The 16631-nt window shown below is 41.3% G+C and carries 13 protein-coding genes; 2 read left to right on the forward strand and 11 right to left on the reverse strand.

Going from position 1 to position 16631, the window contains the following annotated elements; all coding sequences use genetic code 11:
* Positions 1-216: 216 nt before the first annotated feature.
* The 11 genes from HT701_RS02655 to HT701_RS02705 form a co-directional block, all read right to left on the reverse strand.
* Positions 217-882: a TrkA family potassium uptake protein gene (locus HT701_RS02655; protein WP_001283900.1), complete on the reverse strand. Its 666-nt coding sequence runs from the start codon at positions 880-882 to the stop codon at positions 217-219.
* Between the two features lie 13 nt (positions 883-895).
* Entirely contained in the window at positions 896-2275 is a 1380-nt protein-coding gene (locus HT701_RS02660) for a TrkH family potassium uptake protein (protein ID WP_000897723.1), read from the reverse strand.
* Between the two features lie 213 nt (positions 2276-2488).
* On the reverse strand, positions 2489-3253 hold the full coding sequence (locus HT701_RS02665; protein ID WP_119919950.1) for a nucleoside phosphorylase: 765 nt from the start codon (positions 3251-3253) through the stop codon (positions 2489-2491).
* A 140-nt stretch (positions 3254-3393) separates the two neighbouring features.
* On the reverse strand, positions 3394-4248 hold the full coding sequence (locus HT701_RS02670; protein WP_172931194.1) for a VOC family protein: 855 nt from the start codon (positions 4246-4248) through the stop codon (positions 3394-3396).
* 200 nt (positions 4249-4448) lie between these two features.
* Positions 4449-5486 (reverse strand): aldose epimerase family protein, encoded by a 1038-nt coding sequence (locus HT701_RS02675; protein ID WP_172931195.1) that lies wholly within the window; start codon positions 5484-5486, stop codon positions 4449-4451.
* Between the two features lie 115 nt (positions 5487-5601).
* A complete protein-coding gene (locus HT701_RS02680) occupies positions 5602-6768 on the reverse strand; it encodes an SIS domain-containing protein (RefSeq protein ID WP_172931196.1) in 1167 nt (388 codons plus the stop codon).
* Positions 6769-6867: 99 nt separating this feature from the next.
* Positions 6868-7272 (reverse strand): PTS sugar transporter subunit IIA, encoded by a 405-nt coding sequence (locus HT701_RS02685; protein WP_172931197.1) that lies wholly within the window; start codon positions 7270-7272, stop codon positions 6868-6870.
* 6 nt (positions 7273-7278) lie between these two features.
* Positions 7279-8094, reverse strand: a complete 816-nt coding sequence (locus HT701_RS02690) for a PTS system mannose/fructose/sorbose family transporter subunit IID (protein ID WP_000185297.1) — start codon at positions 8092-8094, stop codon at positions 7279-7281.
* Positions 8081-8986, reverse strand: coding sequence for a PTS mannose/fructose/sorbose/N-acetylgalactosamine transporter subunit IIC (locus HT701_RS02695; protein ID WP_172931198.1), 906 nt, complete (start codon positions 8984-8986; stop codon positions 8081-8083). Before HT701_RS02695 ends, HT701_RS02690 begins: the two co-directional genes overlap by 14 nt.
* A gap of 27 nt (positions 8987-9013) precedes the next feature.
* The gene (locus HT701_RS02700) at positions 9014-9490 is read right to left on the reverse strand and encodes a PTS system mannose/fructose/N-acetylgalactosamine-transporter subunit IIB (protein ID WP_050975943.1); all 477 of its coding nucleotides are present in this window, start codon (positions 9488-9490) and stop codon (positions 9014-9016) included.
* The gene (locus HT701_RS02705; RefSeq protein ID WP_172931199.1) at positions 9487-11274 is read right to left on the reverse strand and encodes a beta-galactosidase; all 1788 of its coding nucleotides are present in this window, start codon (positions 11272-11274) and stop codon (positions 9487-9489) included. The genes HT701_RS02700 and HT701_RS02705 overlap by 4 nt, the downstream gene beginning before the upstream one ends.
* A 346-nt stretch (positions 11275-11620) precedes the next feature.
* On the opposite strand from HT701_RS02705, the gene HT701_RS02710 reads away from it, so the two are divergent.
* On the forward strand, positions 11621-12337 hold the full coding sequence (locus HT701_RS02710) for a GntR family transcriptional regulator (RefSeq protein ID WP_001007202.1): 717 nt from the start codon (positions 11621-11623) through the stop codon (positions 12335-12337).
* Positions 12338-12652: 315 nt separating this feature from the next.
* Positions 12653-16606 (forward strand): LPXTG-anchored beta-N-acetylhexosaminidase StrH, encoded by a 3954-nt coding sequence (gene strH, locus HT701_RS02715; protein WP_172931200.1) that lies wholly within the window; start codon positions 12653-12655, stop codon positions 16604-16606.
* Positions 16607-16631: the final 25 nt, after the last annotated feature.

Raw genomic sequence — 16631 nt, forward strand, 5'->3', positions numbered from 1 at the left:
TGAGGTTGCAGATAGAACTAACGAAGTCAGTTACCTATACCTACGGCAAGGTGACGTTGACGTGGTTTAAATTTGACTTTCGAAGAGTATTACTCTCTCTTGTCACTGCTTTCTATTCTACCATAAAGTCCAGCCTTTGAAGAACTTTTACTAGAATACAAGGCTTCTGTCTCTATTTACCATCTTAAGCATCAAAAAAGAGGGAAGCTCCCTCTTTTACAAATTCAATGCTGCTAGGGTATCCAAATACTGGTTGTTGATGACCGCCAAAATATAGGTATCTGCCTTCAAGAGGTCATCTGGTCCAAATTCAACATCCAATGGGGAATTTTCCTGCTCTCGGAAGCCCAAAATATTCAGATTATATTTGTCACGGAGGTCTAATTTACTCAGACTTTGACCTGCCCAAGACTGAGGAATTTTCATCTCCACAATAGAGACATTTTTATCCAACTGAAAGACACCAACACTATTATGGAAAAGAATGGTATGTGCTAGAGACTGCCCCATTTCATACTCTGGCGAGACAACCGAGTCAGCTCCAATCTTTTCTAGCACTTTCTTAGCAGTCTGACTTTTGACCTTAGCAATAACAGTCGGTACCCCCAAACTCTTACAGTGCATAACCGCAAGCACACTCGACTCCAGATTTCCACCTGTCGCGACGACAACGGTATCGCAGGTATCAATCCCTGCTGATCTCAATAATTCTTCATCTGTGATGTCACCAATCACTCCACGCGCCAAAACTGGCTCAAACTGATTGATGCGCTCTGCGTGGTCATCAATAGCGATAATATTCATATCCTGCTTGGCTAGGGCAGCTAGGACACTGCTCCCAAAAATTCCCAATCCTAAAATTCCAATCGTACGATCTGACATTCTCTTTCCTTTCTTAACCAATACTAATATCTGCTTTCATATAGTGAATCATATCTTTCTTTTCTGGATGGTAATCTGCCAAGCTAACAAACAAGGTCAAGGGACCAATTCGTCCCATAAACATAAGTGGCATGATAACACTGAGAGCCAATTTCCCAAGATCAGAAGTCAAATTTGCCGTTACACCAACTGTACTAAGAGCTGAAATGGTTTCAAATATGAGGTGGATAAAGGGAGGATTGCCTTTGGCTGTCATCCCTAGCAGGATCAATCCTACCAAGAAGCTCATCAAAAAGATAATAAAGACACTAAAGGATTTTTGAACCGTTCGCGGCGCAATCGTTCGTCTCGCAACATTGGCATGAGGCAAGCCCAAAAGCTCACTTCGAGCAAAGACCAAGAGGACAAAAAATGTCGTAATCTTGAGCCCCCCAGCCGTTCCCCCAGGTGCCCCACCTAGAAACATCTGTAAGATATAAATCAAAAGAGTCACAGGATGAGCCTGAGTATAATCTATCGTAGAAAAGCCTGCTGTTCGCATCGTCACTGTTTGAAAAAAGCTAACTAAAACCTTATCGGCAACAGGGAGATTGCCAATCGTTCCAGCATTGTTCCACTCAAGAAAGAGAGTAGTTGCCGTTCCAAATAACAACAAACCTAGAGTCAATAATAGTACAAGCTTCGTATGAAAGTGCAGGCGCCCTTTTTTCTTTCTTCCTACATGACCAGCCAAATCAAACCAGACCATAAAGCCAAAACCACCTGTAATAATTAAGCCTGCAATCACCAGATTGACCAGTAAATCGGTCTGAAAAGCAAATAAACTGGTGCTCCCCAAATTATCAAAACCTGCATTACAGAAGGCGGATATAGCTAGAAAAATGGAACTAAAAAGACCGCGCCCCCAGCCAAGTTGTGGAACAAAACGAAAACTGAGGAATAGAGCTCCCAAACCCTCAACTAGAAAAGTTGTGAGAAAAATAGAATGGACAAACTTTCTCAAAGATCGAGTTTCTCCATAACTAAAACTATCCTGAATAGTTGCACGGCTACGAAGACTAAGCTTTTGCTTGCTCTGGATATAGAAAACCCCAATAAAGGTCATGAGCCCTAGACCACCGATCTGAATCAAAAGCAAACAGATTATTTGACCCCAGATATTATATGTGTGAGCTACTGGAAGGGTTGAAAGACCTGTCACACAGACTGCAGAGACAGCAGTGAAAAGATGATCAAAATAAGTCGCTCGTGAGCTTTCAACTTGGACAAAGGGCAAGCTCAAAAGAAGAGAGCCTAGTAAAATGACCAAGGCAAAACTCAAAAAAATACGACGGGCTGGCGATAAACGAGATAAGCCTAGCTCTATTTTTTCCTTAGATAATTTGAATAACATGTTTCCATTGTACCATAAAACAGAAGAAATATCTCAAATAGGAATGGACAAAACATCGCGTACGCTTATCCTAAAAAAGAGGTTATCCAAACTCGTCCATTTCTAGAAACGTCTAAAAACTACCGACTTCCTATTTTATTCGGCAAAAAATAATCATCAATCAAGCTTTTAAAGTTCTCCTTCACTAAGATAAGAAACTGCCGAGAAAAGCGACTAAAGTTGCACAACACTTGCTAAACTCAGTTCTAACGCCTTCTCAAAAGCTTCCGATCCCCAGTCACGACTATCGTACTGGTCCAAGTCTGCTAAGGAATCAGCTGTGAACAACAATTCTCCCCAGAGAACCCCACGCAGTTGGGCTACTGCCACAAGCGCAGAACACTCCATCTCCACAACAGCACAGCCCTCTTCCTTACGATAAGCCACCTTTTCAGCCGTTTCTCGGTAAAAACCGTCTGTCGTCCAGGTCATGACTTCTTCATAGGGAATCCCTCTGACTTCCAAAACTTGCTCAATGGCAGCAATAGCCTCTGGCTGAATTTCCATATAACGGGAAGGTCCCACATAGTGATAACTAGCTCCTTCATCTCGTAGAGCACGAACAGGGACTAGAAAGGCATTTTCCTCTATATCGGCTAGCACACCACAGGTACCTGTGGAAATAATCTGCTCCACACCATAGCCAATCAACCAATCCATAAACTGGGATGCTGGAGCTGAACCGACAGGAGCCTGAGCCAGACAGACCTCCTCACCCTTGTAGTTGATGACATAGACTGGATAGGTCTTGGTGGCAGAAACAAATTCGCCGACACAGTTGGCTCCTACTTCCCTCGCATAGCGGTCAATCTCCTCACCTAAGAAAGCATAGACACACTTCTTTGGCAACTGTAAATCCAACCCCTCGTGATTGGGCATGATAACCGCCTGAGGATTATCATCAAACTCTAAAATGGGAATCGCATGTTTCTGAATCATAACCCACCTCCTCTAATTTTGTACTATTGTACCAAAAACTGACAAAGTGTCAAGGAGGAAGCTGATGAACTGAGGAAAAGCTAATACTAGAATAAAAACCACTTTCTACAATTGATGCTCTGATTTTCATCACATCCTGTCTATCGAGCTAAGCAAATACGAGTCACAATTCCATCTGAGTCTGTGATTTCCAATTGGCTCGATGTCATCCATTTGATTGGTGCGTCAACTTCTTGTGCTCGTTGGGCAATCGTTAACAGTTCTTCTTTATGTGCGACTTCGATGACATAGTAGGCTAAACCTGGTAAGCCTTGCTTACGCGAATCCAGACCTTTTCCTCCCCATTCGTTAACTGCTAAATGATGATGGTAATCTCCAGCCGCAATCCAACTAGCGCTAGGCACACTGAATTTATCCTCTAGCCCTAACACCTTTTGATAAAACTGGCTGGACTTTCGACTATCCTTGACGGAAAGATGAATATGCCCCATTCTCGTACCTTCTGTCAAGATAAAGGGCTCTACTCTTTCCCCCAACTCATAAATGTCCTGCGCCGCAAGAGCCTCCGTCACTCCGATAATGCATCCATCTTCTCGAATATCCCATGTGGAAACTGGCTTATCTCGATAGAGTTCAATGCCATTTCCCTCCAAATCTTCCAAGTAAATAGCTTCACTGTAACCATGGTCTGCACCGCCGACAAGAGGAATCTGTAAATCTGTCAGGTGTTTCAAGACATCAGCCAAAGCCTTGCGTGTGGGCAAGAGAATGGCCAAATGGTAAAGACCATAATGTTCCCTCACTTCTCCGCTCTCTTGTGCTTGAATCAGCTGTACCAAGACTTTTCCACCAAGGCCTAGAATGGACTCTGTCTCAGTTTGAGATAAGATTTCTAAACCAATAACTTGCTGATAAAAGGCTGTTTGACTGGCCAAATCCTTTACATTTAAAACTGTCTCTGCCAAATAAATGTGACTCTTGTATTCATAGGTCATAAATGGTCCTCTTTTCTCGTTGTAATTATTACAACTATTGTATAATTTCCATCAAGAAAGTCAAGCCAGATAACTCAAAAATAACACCATTTCAGGATAATATAAAGTAAATCATTTCATAATAAAACGCATATTATCAAACTTTTCATCACCTGACAATATGCGTTATTTTAATTTTAAAGACTTTTTGACCAGCTTTTTTATTTCACAACAAGTTCATAACGTGTCTTACTGGTGAAGGTTTGACCAGCTTTAAGAATGACTTGGTCTTTGAGGTCGCTGTGAATGGCATCTGGTAAAGCTTGCGCTTCAAGGGCAATCCCATTGTGCTGCACCATTGGCTGACCAGCCACAAGTACACTCTCATCCACAAAGTTTGCTGTGTAGACCACAAAGCAAGGAGTTTCTGTCTTGAAAAGCAGGAAGCGACCTGAGTTTTGGTCATAAAGGAAACCAGCATTGTCATGGCCTACAGGAAGGGCAAATGGGTGATCCAAACCTGATGCCAGCTGGATTTGCTCATCTTCTTCTGCAAAGATATCCTTCAACAAGGCACCATTGTAGATGTGTTTGACCACATCACGGTTGGCTTCTGGAGTTTTGGCAGGAACACCATCGGGAGCGATTGGGTAAATACCCTCTGTATTTAGTTGGAAGACATGACGGTCAATCGTCTGCGTGAAATCACCAGACAAGTTGAAATAGCTGTGGTTGGTTGGATTGACCAGCGTATCCTGATCGGTCATTACCTTGTAGCTGATTTCATAGGCACCAGTTTCTTCCAAGTTGTAGCTAATCCAAATCTTGAGATTACCAGGAAATCCTCCTGTCCCATCTGTACGCTCTGTGTAGAGGGTCAAGCCATGGTCGCTCACTTCAACCAATTCAAACAAACTCGAATCCCAACTAGTTGAACCACTGTGGTTACAGTTGCTAGCATTGTTGACTTCAAGGTCATAGGTCTTGCCATTAAGCTCAAAGGTCGCGCCAGCAATACGACCTGCCACAGGACCTACGCTAGCTCCATGCTTGGGGCTATTACCTACATAGCTATCAAAGTCATCAAATCCCAAAATAACGTTGGCAAAATTTCCAGCCTTATCAGGTGTGACATAACGCAAGATAGTCGCACCATAAGTCATGACTTCAAGCTGGTAGCCACCGTCCGTCTCAAAACGATAGGCCAAGACATCCTTGCCCTCAACATTTCCAAACACACGCTCTGTGTATGCTTTCATTCTGTTCTCCTTTTACTATTTCTCTCAAGCAAACAAACCATAGAAAGCCTACTGACAATCTATGGTTTATCTGATAATTTACAAATCCTCTTGTCAAGAATTCATAAACACTGTCTTACTTTTGATATTCGTGGATGATAACACCTTGTACCACACGGTTTACGGTACCTGTAGGAGACGGTGTATCTGGTTTATTTTCTACCTTGAGTGAAGTCAATAGAGCAAAGAGTTGGGCATAAACGATGTAAGGGAAGACACGGTAAATATCATTCAAGACACCGCCACAACCAAGGACCACTTCTTTGACATTTTCAAGACCAAAAGCTTGATCACTCAAAAGCACAACACGACGAGCAATCTGGTCACCAGCAACTTCACGAACCAAGTCCAAGTCGTACTTACGAGTGTAGTCTGTCGTTGTACCAAAGACCAAAACAACTGTATTTTCGTTGATAAGAGATTTTGGACCGTGACGGAAGCCAACTGGGCTTTCATACATAGTCGCCACTTGGCCAGCTGTCAATTCCAAAATCTTGAGCTGAGCTTCATGAGCAAGTCCAAAGAAAGGACCAGCACCTAGATAGATGACACGGTTAAAGTCTAGGTCAACAAGTTCTTTGACATCTTCTGCATTGTCTAGAATTTTACGGGCAAGACTAGATACAACTTCAAAACGTTCAGCTTTCACAGCAAATTCTGCAGGGTCAAAGACCAAGAGAGCTGTTAACATCATAGACGTAAAGCTAGAAGTCATGGCAAATCCAGCGTCATTAGAAGCAGTTGGTTGCAAAAGCAAGAGATTGCGGTCATCGCCGTGGGCTTGAAGAGCCAATTTACCATCTGCTGCACAAGTAATCGTCACTTGATAAAGCTCATCCACCAAGGCTTTTGCCAAATCAACAGTTGCCACACTTTCAGGTGAATTTCCACTACGAGCGAAAGATACAAGGACAGTTACCACATCTTTTTTCAAATAAGTTTCTGGATTGGCAACGATATCTGTTGTCGCAATAGCATTGAAATTCCATTTGCGTTCGTCATAGACTTCCTTAAAGTATGGTAGCAAGGTATCTCCCACATAAGCAGAAGTCCCAGCACCTGTCAAGATAACCTTAATATAATCATGTTTATCCGCAATCCCTTGTAGAAAGGCTGCAATTTCTTCACGTTTTTCTTGATAAGATTCAAAAGCTTCTTTCCATACATCAGGCTGTTGGTAGATTTCACGTGTCGTGATTTCTGCACCCAATTCAATCAAGTCTTCTTTTGTATAATGTAGCATTGAGTTCCTCTTTTTCTATCAAATATGGGAATGGGAGTAAGCCCCATTCCCATGTATATTCTATATAAGTTGTTCTGACGATGTTCACGTTGTCACATCTTATTCATCTTCGTCATCATCGAAGCCTGCTAACAGATCATTAACTTTCACAATGCTTTCTGCAGCACGGTTCTTATAGTCCGCATCTGCGCCTGTCAGGCTCGCATTGATAAATTCAATCACCATTGGAAGATTCATCCCTGCATAAAGTTCGATGTCACGACCTTCCATGATCAAACGACTGACCACGTTACAAGGTGTCCCACCGAGAAGATCCGCAAAGACTAGGAAATCATCCACTCCTTCAATAGCAGCTTCGAATTTTGCAGTAAAGTCTTCTGGGCCATCTTCTGGAAGAAGAGCTACTGTGTAAATGTTGTCTTGTGGGCCCATAATCATTTCTGTGCTACCTTTAAGCTCCTCACAGAAGCGACCATGACTCACCAAAATTAATGATTTGGTCATAAGGAATTACATTCCAAATGCAAAGTGACCAAGGGCAGAAAGAGCCAAAGCAAGTACGATAATAATACCGATAGCTTTAGTAGAGTTCATACCTTTCTTACCAAGCAACCAGAAGATAAAGGCAGTAAAGATTGCTGGAAGCAAACGTGGAAAGATTTGGTTCAAGATGTCTTGGAAATCAATCATCTTTTCACCGATTGGCAACTTGTAAGAAATTTCAAAGTTAATCACTGTTGCTACAAGAGCACCCATCATGAAGACACCAAGTACAGATGCAGCGTCAATCAAAGCTGTCAAGGTACTTTGCATGTTGTTGATAAGGTTAACCCCTTCTTTGTAGGCAAATTCCAACTGTTTCCAACGGAAGATGTCATAAGCAACTGCAACTGCAATCCAAAGGAAGATACCCCAAGGTTGGCCAGCGATAGCCATAGTTGCTGCGACTGACCCCATGATAGCAGGTACAAGTGAACCAAAGATTGTATCCCCAAGAGGAGCGAATGGTCCCATCAAACCTGTCTTGATACCGTTAACGGCGTCTTTTGAACCCACACCATCTTTTTCTTCCATGGCAAGGTCAAAACCAGCGATAATGGTATGGAAGAATGGTGAAGTATTGAAGAATTGAGTATGAACTTTCATCATTTCTTTCAATTCAGGAGTTCCATCACCATACATTTTACGCAATTGAGGCAAGATCATGTAAAGGTAACCAGAAGCTTGCATACGTTCGTAGTTCCAACCTAATTGGAAAGTAAACAAGCTACGTTTGTTGATTTGATTAAAATCTTCTTTTGTTAGTTTGTAATTAGAATTCGTCATCTTCGATTTCCCCACTTTCTGATGGTGTAGAAGGTGCTACTACAGCTACTTTTTGGCTATTTTTGAAGTGAAGCACTGCAAGGAAGATACCTACGATAGAGATACCAATCATAGACAAACCTTTGAAGTTGTTCACGAAACCAATTTTTTCAGCAACTTCAGCGGGAAGAGTACCTACGATACCAGCAACAGCGCCACCAAGACCTGTTACATATGAGTAAAGAACAGTCAACATAGCTGTCAAACCAAATCCCATAGCAAGGTAGTGAAGGTTACGTTTAACTGGAAGGTAACGAAGCAAGATTGCAAATCCAAGACCTGGAAGCATACGTCCTGCAAGCGTCAAACCATCTGCAACCCATTGGTATTTTGTAACGAAGTCTACTACGTGTTGTACAAATTCACCACCAAAAGCAAGGGCAAAGAAGACTGGAAGGGCACGAGATAAAGCCCAAGGAATCGCACCAAGTAGGTAGTTGCGTTCAATACCTTTATAGTCAAAGCGTTCAATTGCAGCATCCACACGGTGAGCGAAGAAGGTAGTAGTCATACGTCCAAGAACGTCGAAGTAAGTCAAGAGAGATGCTACTGGTACAGCGATTGTAGTAATTGCAAGCGGTGCATCAATTCCTTGTGAAACAGAGAAGGCTGTCGCAAGAACCGCACCAGAAGTTGCGTCGATACGAGAAGCACCACCGAAGGTACCAACCCCAAGAACGAACAGTTGCAAGTTACCACCGATAAGCAAACCAGTAGTCACATCTCCCATGATTAAACCAGTAATGAAACCAGCAAATACAGGGGAACCTGCAGATGAAACGATCGTCAACTCATCACATATTTGATAAGCTGAGTACAAAGTGAGAAGTAAAATTTGCCACCATTGTATCATAACAATGACCTCCTAAAAATTTTTTTCCTATTTTAATAAGCTCAAAAAGTCTGAAATTGGATCATTTGGAACCATTTGAGCAGTAAGTTTAACACCTTTTTCTGCCAGTTTGTGGAAATCTTCCACATCCTTGTCTACTACGTTGATAGAACGTGTGATGGAGCGAGTTTCTGGTGTTTGAGACATATTCCCAACATTAAGGGTTTCAAGTGGTACACCTGCTTCTACCAAACCAAGGAAGCGGTCTGGTTTACGAGCCACGATAAAGAGACGTTGGCTATCGTATTTACCAGCAAGAATATTGGCTGCTGCTTTCTCAACTGGCAAGATACTGAGCTTCACACCTGGTGGTGTCGCAAGTTTCAAACCACTCTTTTCAACGTCGTTGTTGACAACTTCGTCATCTACAACCATAATACGTGAAACATTTAGTTTTCCAGCCCAAAGGTTGGCTACTTGTCCGTGGATCAAACGTCCATCGATACGGCATCCTACAATTGTCATAAGTTTTCCCCCTTTATGTGTTTTAGTGTAGGTTTACGAGTTAAATAAATCTCTTCTTTATATTGACCTTCTGTTTCAAAGATAATGATGCGGTTGGCACCTTCCTTGAGGAAGCTATGAGGAATATAAAGCGAGAGAGTAGGGCCGACGTTCCAAAAACGTCCTAGGTTCTGCCCATTGACAAAGGCAACTCCCTTACCAAACTCAGATAAGTCTAGGTAAGTATCTTTTGGCGCTTCGACAGTAAAGTCGAAAGCGTAAAAGGCTGGTTGTCCTTCTGCCCATCCTTTTGAAAAATCAATTTTCTCAGGATTATCTAGTGGGAGTGGATAGTGTTTCCAGTTTAGTAAGAAGTGCAAATCCTTACAAACCCCTGTCCGAATTCCCTTACGTTGCGTATCTGCTAAGAACTTATGTCCATAGTTGACACGCCCCATATTTTCTACCAAGATATCTATTCTAGATAGCGCTTTCTTTTCACCTTGATAAAAAATATCTTCCCCAATCTCTGTCTGATATTGGGTTTTAACCCACTGACCATCGACATACAGCTGGGCCCTATCTCGACCATCAATGATACGAAGTCTTTCTTCTTCTGCATCCCAGTTTGTTTCTGTTCGATAGAGTAGGTAACCATAGCTTTGTCCCAACTCCTCCATCTTTTTAGGATAGAGACTTTCTATCGGACTTGACAAGCTATCCAAGGTTTCAAACAAGGAAACTTTTTCAACTAGTGGAATAGAATCCAACTCCATACTCTCTTTGTAGAGTGGTTCCAACTGCGGATACTCTGGAAAATGTGTTGCCATCATCTTCTTGACCGCCAGATATTTGGCAGTTGGATTTCCTTCTTCATCCAGAAGGGCATCGTAATCATAAGATGTAACTTGTGGCAGGTCCAAGGTTCCTCGAGCTGAGCAACCATTCATGAAGCCAAAGTTTGTACCACCATGGAACATGTAGAGATTGATGGAGCCTTGTTCCAAAACCTCTCGAACTGCATCTGCCAACTCTTTTGGATCCCGTGTGATAATCGGTTCTTTCCAACGATTGAACCAGCCATCCCAGAACTCCATACACATGAGTGGCCATTTCTTACCATGTTCATCAAAGAATTCCTGCATCTGTGAAAAGTTATAAGGTGCCTTAGAACCAAAGTTCCCTGTCACAAAGAGGTCATCTTCGATTAAGGTTCCAGCTTTCAGAGTAGCTCTCCAGGGACCATCTGATGTAAAGAGGGGACAGGTTACGCCACGTTCTTCCATCAACTGTCGAATTGCTCTTAGGTAAGCCTTATCTTCGCCATAAGAACCATACTCATTTTCAACCTGCATCATAAGTATATTGCCACCATTGTCCAACAAATGTGGTACCAACCGTGACAAGAGCTGGTCATAGTAGCGACCGACAGCTTCAATATAAGCAGGATCTGAGGAACGAAGCCTCATATCTTTGGTTAAAAGCCAAGCTGGTAAGCCACCGAATTCCCACTCCGCACAGATGAAGGGTGACGGACGAACGATAGCGTAGAGACCCAAATCCTGTGCTGTCTGAAGAAATCGCTCCAAATCCAGAGCTCCTTCAAAGTGAAACTCACCCTCACGAGGCTCGTGTAAATTCCAGGCCACATAAGTCTCTACTGTATTAAAACCAAGAGCCTTCAAGTTATAGAGCGAATGATACCAATCTTCTGGAGGAACCCTAAAATAATGAATGGCGCCAGATAAAATCTTAAATGATTTTCCATCGAGATAAAAATCATCCCGTATCTCAAATCGTGTCATAAAACTACCTTCTGACTGCGAAAGTTTGCTCTTTCATTTGTTGTTATAGTCATTATAAACCAATCTGTTTGAATTGTCAATAGAAATTGTAGGGATATTTACTGCAATTTTACTATTATACACACGTTCAATTAATTTCAAACATTTTCAGACCCATTTCAAACGCTCTTTAAATTCGGAATAGAGAACCTAAAATAATTTTGCACAAAATACATTTATAAAATACGTACAATGCCTATGTAACTTAATTTTTTAATCTGTTATCTAATTTTTTATTCAAAAGACTACTATTTTTTTCGCTTTTATGGTAAAATTTTCTATGGAGAAGGAAAATAGAGGTAAAAATATGGCAATTCCCAAATATCAATACATAAAAGACGAATTAAAAAATAAAATCATCTCTGGGCAGTTTAGCAGTGGAGATAAATTTTACACTGAAGCAGAGCTCATTTCAATGTACGATGTCAGCTCTATCACAGTTGTCCGCGCCTTAAACGACCTTGCTAAAGATGGCTATATTGTCCGCCAACAAGGAAAAGGAACCTTCGTTTCACGTGCACGCAAACACAAGCTTGTAGAGTTTTCAGATATTGAACTCTTTAATGCTAAAGATGATAAGGTAACTGTTCTTTCAATTGAACGCGGAAACAAGCTCGTTTACTTGGAAAAATTGGGTCTACGTGGCGATCAATTCTACTACAAGATTGAACGTATCCGCGAATCAAACGGTGTCGTTTATATCTACCATACATCCTACATCCCAGAACAATATATCAACGCAAATTATCCAAACCTTGAATACTATAGTTCTATCTATAATCGTTTCAAGTTAGACTACCACATTCACATGAATGATGAACACTTTGAAGAAATCAACGAAATAGTCTTTCCAACTCCAGAACATGCGGCTTCAGTCCTCGGAGTCGATGAACAATTCCCTACTGTCCTACAAACTAAAATCACCAAACTCGAATCAACTGGCCAAGTTTTAGAATACAGTGAAACTTACAAACGATCTGATTACTACAAGATTAAATTCATCTCATGTGACCGTGATCACTAAGAAGAAAGCCTGAGCCTAATCGCTCGGGCTTTTTCTATGCTTATTATACCACACCAAAAAGGTAGCGCTTACCTATTTTTGGAAGATTCTATAATTTGTGGAATATTTTATAGAAATAGAACCAAAAATTATACTAGATATATATACATATTTTTTCTGACCAATCTGAAATCTTAAGCTTAAATTTTATATTTTTTTATACTTATTATAGTTTTTTGTCATCTCCTCTTGACTCTCGTTAATATAAGAAATAAAATAAAGGCGTTGATTTATATAATCGCTATCAATATAACAATGCAATCAGGAGGTTTTGCAATGAAACATGAAAAACAACAGCGTTTTTCTATTCGTAAATACGCTGTAGGAGCAGCTTCTGTTCTAATTGGATTTGCCTTCCAAGCACAGACTGTTGCAGCCGATGGAGTTACTCCTACTACTACAGAAAACCAACCGACCATCCATACGGTTTCTGATTCCCCTCAACCATCCGAAAATCGGACTGAGGAAACACCTAAAGCAGAGCTTCAACCAGAAACTCCAAAAACTGTAGAAACAGAAACTCCAGCTACTGATAAGGTAGCTAGTCTTCCAAAAACAGAAGAAAAACCACAAGAGGAAGTTAGTTCAATTCCTAGTGATAAAGCAGAAGTGGTAACTCCAACTTCTGCTGAAAAAGAAACTGCTAATAAAAAGGCAGAAGAAGCTAGCCCTAAAAAGGAAGAGCAGAAAGAGGCTAATTCTAAAGAGTCGGATACAGACAAGACTGATAAGTCAGAAGCTGACAAGGAAAAATCAGCTAAAAAAGATGAAACGAAAGCTGAGGCTGACAAACCAGCAACAGAGGCAGGAAAGGAACGTGCTACAACTGAAAATGAAAAATTAGCTAAACGAAAAATCGTTTCAATTGATGCCGGACGTAAATATTTCTCACCTGAGCAACTCAAAGAAATTATCGACAAAGCTAAAGAATATGGTTACACAGATCTTCATCTCTTGGTAGGTAACGATGGCCTCCGTTTCATGTTGGATGATATGTCTATGAAAGTGGGCGATAAAACCTACTCTAATGATGATGTCAAACGCGCCATTGAAAATGGAACAAATGCCTATTACGATGATCCAAATGGTAACCATCTCACTGAAAGTCAGATGACAGATTTGATTAATTATGCCAAAGATAAAGGAATTGGAGTAATTCCAACTGTCAATAGTCCTGGACATATGGATGCTATGCTCCATGCTATGAAAGAACTTGGCATTGAGAATCCTAACTTTGATTATTTTGGTAAAAAATCGGAACGAACTGTTGACTTAAATAATAAACAAGCAGTCGATTTCACAAAAACTCTGATTGACAAATACGCTAACTACTTCTCTAACAAATCTGAAATTTTCAATATTGGACTAGATGAATATGCTAATGATGCGACAGATGCTAAAGGTTGGAGTGTGCTTCAAGCTGATAAATATTATCCAAATGAAGGTTACCCTGAAAAAGGATATGAAAAATTCATCTCTTACGCTAATGATCTCGCTCGTATTGTAAAATCTAACGGTCTCAAACCAATGGCCTTTAACGACGGTATCTACTACAATGGAGACACAAGCTTTGGTAGTTTTGACAAAGACATCATCGTTTCTATGTGGACTGGTGGTTGGGGGGGCTACGACGTTGCTTCTTCTAAACTACTAGCTGAAAAAGGTCACCAAATCCTTAATACCAATGATGCTTGGTACTACGTTCTTGGACGAAACGCTGATGACCAAGGTTGGTACAATCTCGATCAGGGGCTCAATGGTATTAAAAACACACCAATCACTTCTGTACCAAAAACAGAAGGAGCTGATGTCCCAATCATCGGTGGTATGGTAGCTGCTTGGGCCGATACCCCATCTGCACGTTATTCTCCATCTCGCCTCTTCAAACTCATGCGTCATTTTGCAAATGCCAACGCTGAATACTTCGCAGCCAACTATCAACCTGCAGAAAAAGCACTAGAAACTATTCCAAAAGACTTTAACCGCTATACTGCTGAAAGTTTTGCTGCTGTCAAAGAGGCTGAAAAAGCAATCCGTTCACTCGATAGCAATCTCAGTCGTGCTCAACAAGATACCATTAACCAAGCAATTGTTAACCTTCAAGAAGCTATTAAAAACTTAGTCTTTACACCAGAAGCTCAAAAAGAAGAAGATGCTAAACGCGAACTTGAAAAACTGAATAAGAATAAAGTCATTTCCATCGATGCTGGACGCAAATACTTTACTCTGGACCAGCTCAAACGCATCGTAGACAAGGCCAGTGAGCTCGGATATTCTGATGTCCATCTCCTTCTAGGAAATGACGGACTTCGCTTTCTACTCAATGATATGACCATTACTGCCAACGGAAAAACCTATGCTAGTGATGACGTTAAAAAAGCTATTATCGAAGGAACTAAAGCTTACTACGACGATCCAAACGGTACTGCACTAACACAGGCAGAAGTGACAGAGCTAATTGAATACGCTAAATCTAAGGACATTGGTCTCATCCCAGCTATTAACAGTCCAGGTCACATGGATGCTATGCTGGTTGCCATGGAAAAATTAGGTATTAAAAATCCTCAAGCCCACTTTGATAAAGTTTCAAAAACAACTATGGACTTGAAAAACGAAGAAGCGATGAACTTTGTAAAAGCCCTCATCGGTAAATACATGGACTTCTTTGCAGGTAAAACAAAGATTTTCAACTTTGGTACTGACGAATACGCCAACGATGCGACTAGTGCCCAAGGCTGGTACTACCTCAAGTGGTATCAACTCTATGGCAAATTTGCCGAATATGCCAACACCCTCGCAGCTATGGCCAAAGAAAGAGGGCTTCAACCAATGGCCTTCAACGATGGCTTCTACTATGAAGACAAGGACGATGTTCAGTTTGACAAAGATGTCTTGATTTCTTACTGGTCTAAAGGCTGGTGGGGATATAACCTCGCATCACCTCAATACCTAGCAAGCAAAGGCTATAAATTCTTGAATACCAACGGTGACTGGTATTATGTTATAGGCAATCACAAACAAGATGAAGCTTACCCTCTTTCAAAAGCAGTTGAAAATTCTGGTAAAGTTCCATTCAATCAACTAGCTTCTACCAAATATCCTGAAGTAGATCTTCCAACAGTCGGAAGTATGCTTTCAATCTGGGCAGATAGACCAAGCGCTGAGTACAAGGAAGAGGAAATCTTTGAACTCATGACTGCCTTTGCAGACCACAACAAAGACTACTTCCGTGCTAATTATAATGCTCTCCGCGAAGAATTAGCTAAAATTCCTACAAACTTAGAAGGATATAGTAAAGAAAGTCTTGAGGCCCTTGACGCAGCTAAAACAGCTCTAAATTACAACCTCAACCGTAATAAACAAGCTGAGCTTGACACACTTGTAGCCAACCTAAAAGCCGCTCTTCAAGGCCTCAAACCAGCTGCAACTCATTCAGGAAGCCTAGATGAAAATGAAGTGGCTGCCAATGTTGAAACCAGACCAGAACTCATCACAAGAACTGAAGAAATTCCATTTGAAGTTATCAAGAAAGAAAATCCTAACCTCCCAGCTGGTCAGGAAAATATTATCACAGCAGGAGTCAAAGGTGAACGAACTCATTACATCTCTGTACTCACTGAAAATGGAAAAACAACAGAAACAGTCCTTGATAGCCAGGTAACCAAAGAAGTTATAAACCAAGTGGTTGAAGTTGGCGCTCCTGTAACTCACAAGGGTGATGAAAGTGGTCTTGCACCAACTACTGAGGTAAAACCTAGACTGGATATCCAAGAAGAAGAAATTCCATTTACCACAGTGACTCGTGAAAATCCACTCTTACTCAAAGGAAAAACACAAGTCATTACTAAGGGTGTCAATGGACATCGTAGCAACTTCTACTCTGTGAGCACTTCTGCCGATGGTAAGGAAGTGAAAACACTCGTAAATAGTGTCGTAGCACAGGAAGCCGTTACTCAAATAGTCGAAGTCGGAACTATGGTAACACATGTAGGCGATGAAAACGGACAAGCCGCTATTGCTGAAGAAAAACCAAAACTAGAAATCCTAAGCCAACCAGCTCCATCAACTGCTCCTGCTGAAGAAAGCAAAGCTCTTCCTCAAGATCCAGCTCCTGTGGTAATAGAGAAAAAACTTCCTGAAACAGGAACTCACGATTCTGCAGGACTAGTAGTCGCAGGACTCATGGCCACACTAGCAGCCTATGGACTCACTAAAAGAAAAGAAGACTAAGTCTTTTCGATAAAAAATAAACAGC

The sequence above is a fragment of the Streptococcus sp. 10824 genome, assembly GCF_013276595.1.
GTDB classification, from domain to species: domain Bacteria; phylum Bacillota; class Bacilli; order Lactobacillales; family Streptococcaceae; genus Streptococcus; species Streptococcus pseudopneumoniae.

Coding starts and splice junctions, on each gene's coding strand:
- HT701_RS02655 (WP_001283900.1), bottom strand. CDS start 882: ATGTCAGATCGTACGATTGGAATTTTAGGATTGGGAATTTTTGGGAGC.
- HT701_RS02660 (WP_000897723.1), bottom strand. CDS start 2,275: ATGTTATTCAAATTATCTAAGGAAAAAATAGAGCTAGGCTTATCTCGT.
- HT701_RS02665 (WP_119919950.1), bottom strand. CDS start 3,253: ATGATTCAGAAACATGCGATTCCCATTTTAGAGTTTGATGATAATCCT.
- HT701_RS02670 (WP_172931194.1), bottom strand. CDS start 4,248: ATGACCTATGAATACAAGAGTCACATTTATTTGGCAGAGACAGTTTTA.
- HT701_RS02675 (WP_172931195.1), bottom strand. CDS start 5,486: ATGAAAGCATACACAGAGCGTGTGTTTGGAAATGTTGAGGGCAAGGAT.
- HT701_RS02680 (WP_172931196.1), bottom strand. CDS start 6,768: ATGCTACATTATACAAAAGAAGACTTGATTGAATTGGGTGCAGAAATC.
- HT701_RS02685 (WP_172931197.1), bottom strand. CDS start 7,272: ATGACCAAATCATTAATTTTGGTGAGTCATGGTCGCTTCTGTGAGGAG.
- HT701_RS02690 (WP_000185297.1), bottom strand. CDS start 8,094: ATGACGAATTCTAATTACAAACTAACAAAAGAAGATTTTAATCAAATC.
- HT701_RS02695 (WP_172931198.1), bottom strand. CDS start 8,986: ATGATACAATGGTGGCAAATTTTACTTCTCACTTTGTACTCAGCTTAT.
- HT701_RS02700 (WP_050975943.1), bottom strand. CDS start 9,490: ATGACAATTGTAGGATGCCGTATCGATGGACGTTTGATCCACGGACAA.
- HT701_RS02705 (WP_172931199.1), bottom strand. CDS start 11,274: ATGACACGATTTGAGATACGGGATGATTTTTATCTCGATGGAAAATCA.
- HT701_RS02710 (WP_001007202.1), top strand. CDS start 11,621: ATGGCAATTCCCAAATATCAATACATAAAAGACGAATTAAAAAATAAA.
- strH (WP_172931200.1), top strand. CDS start 12,653: ATGAAACATGAAAAACAACAGCGTTTTTCTATTCGTAAATACGCTGTA.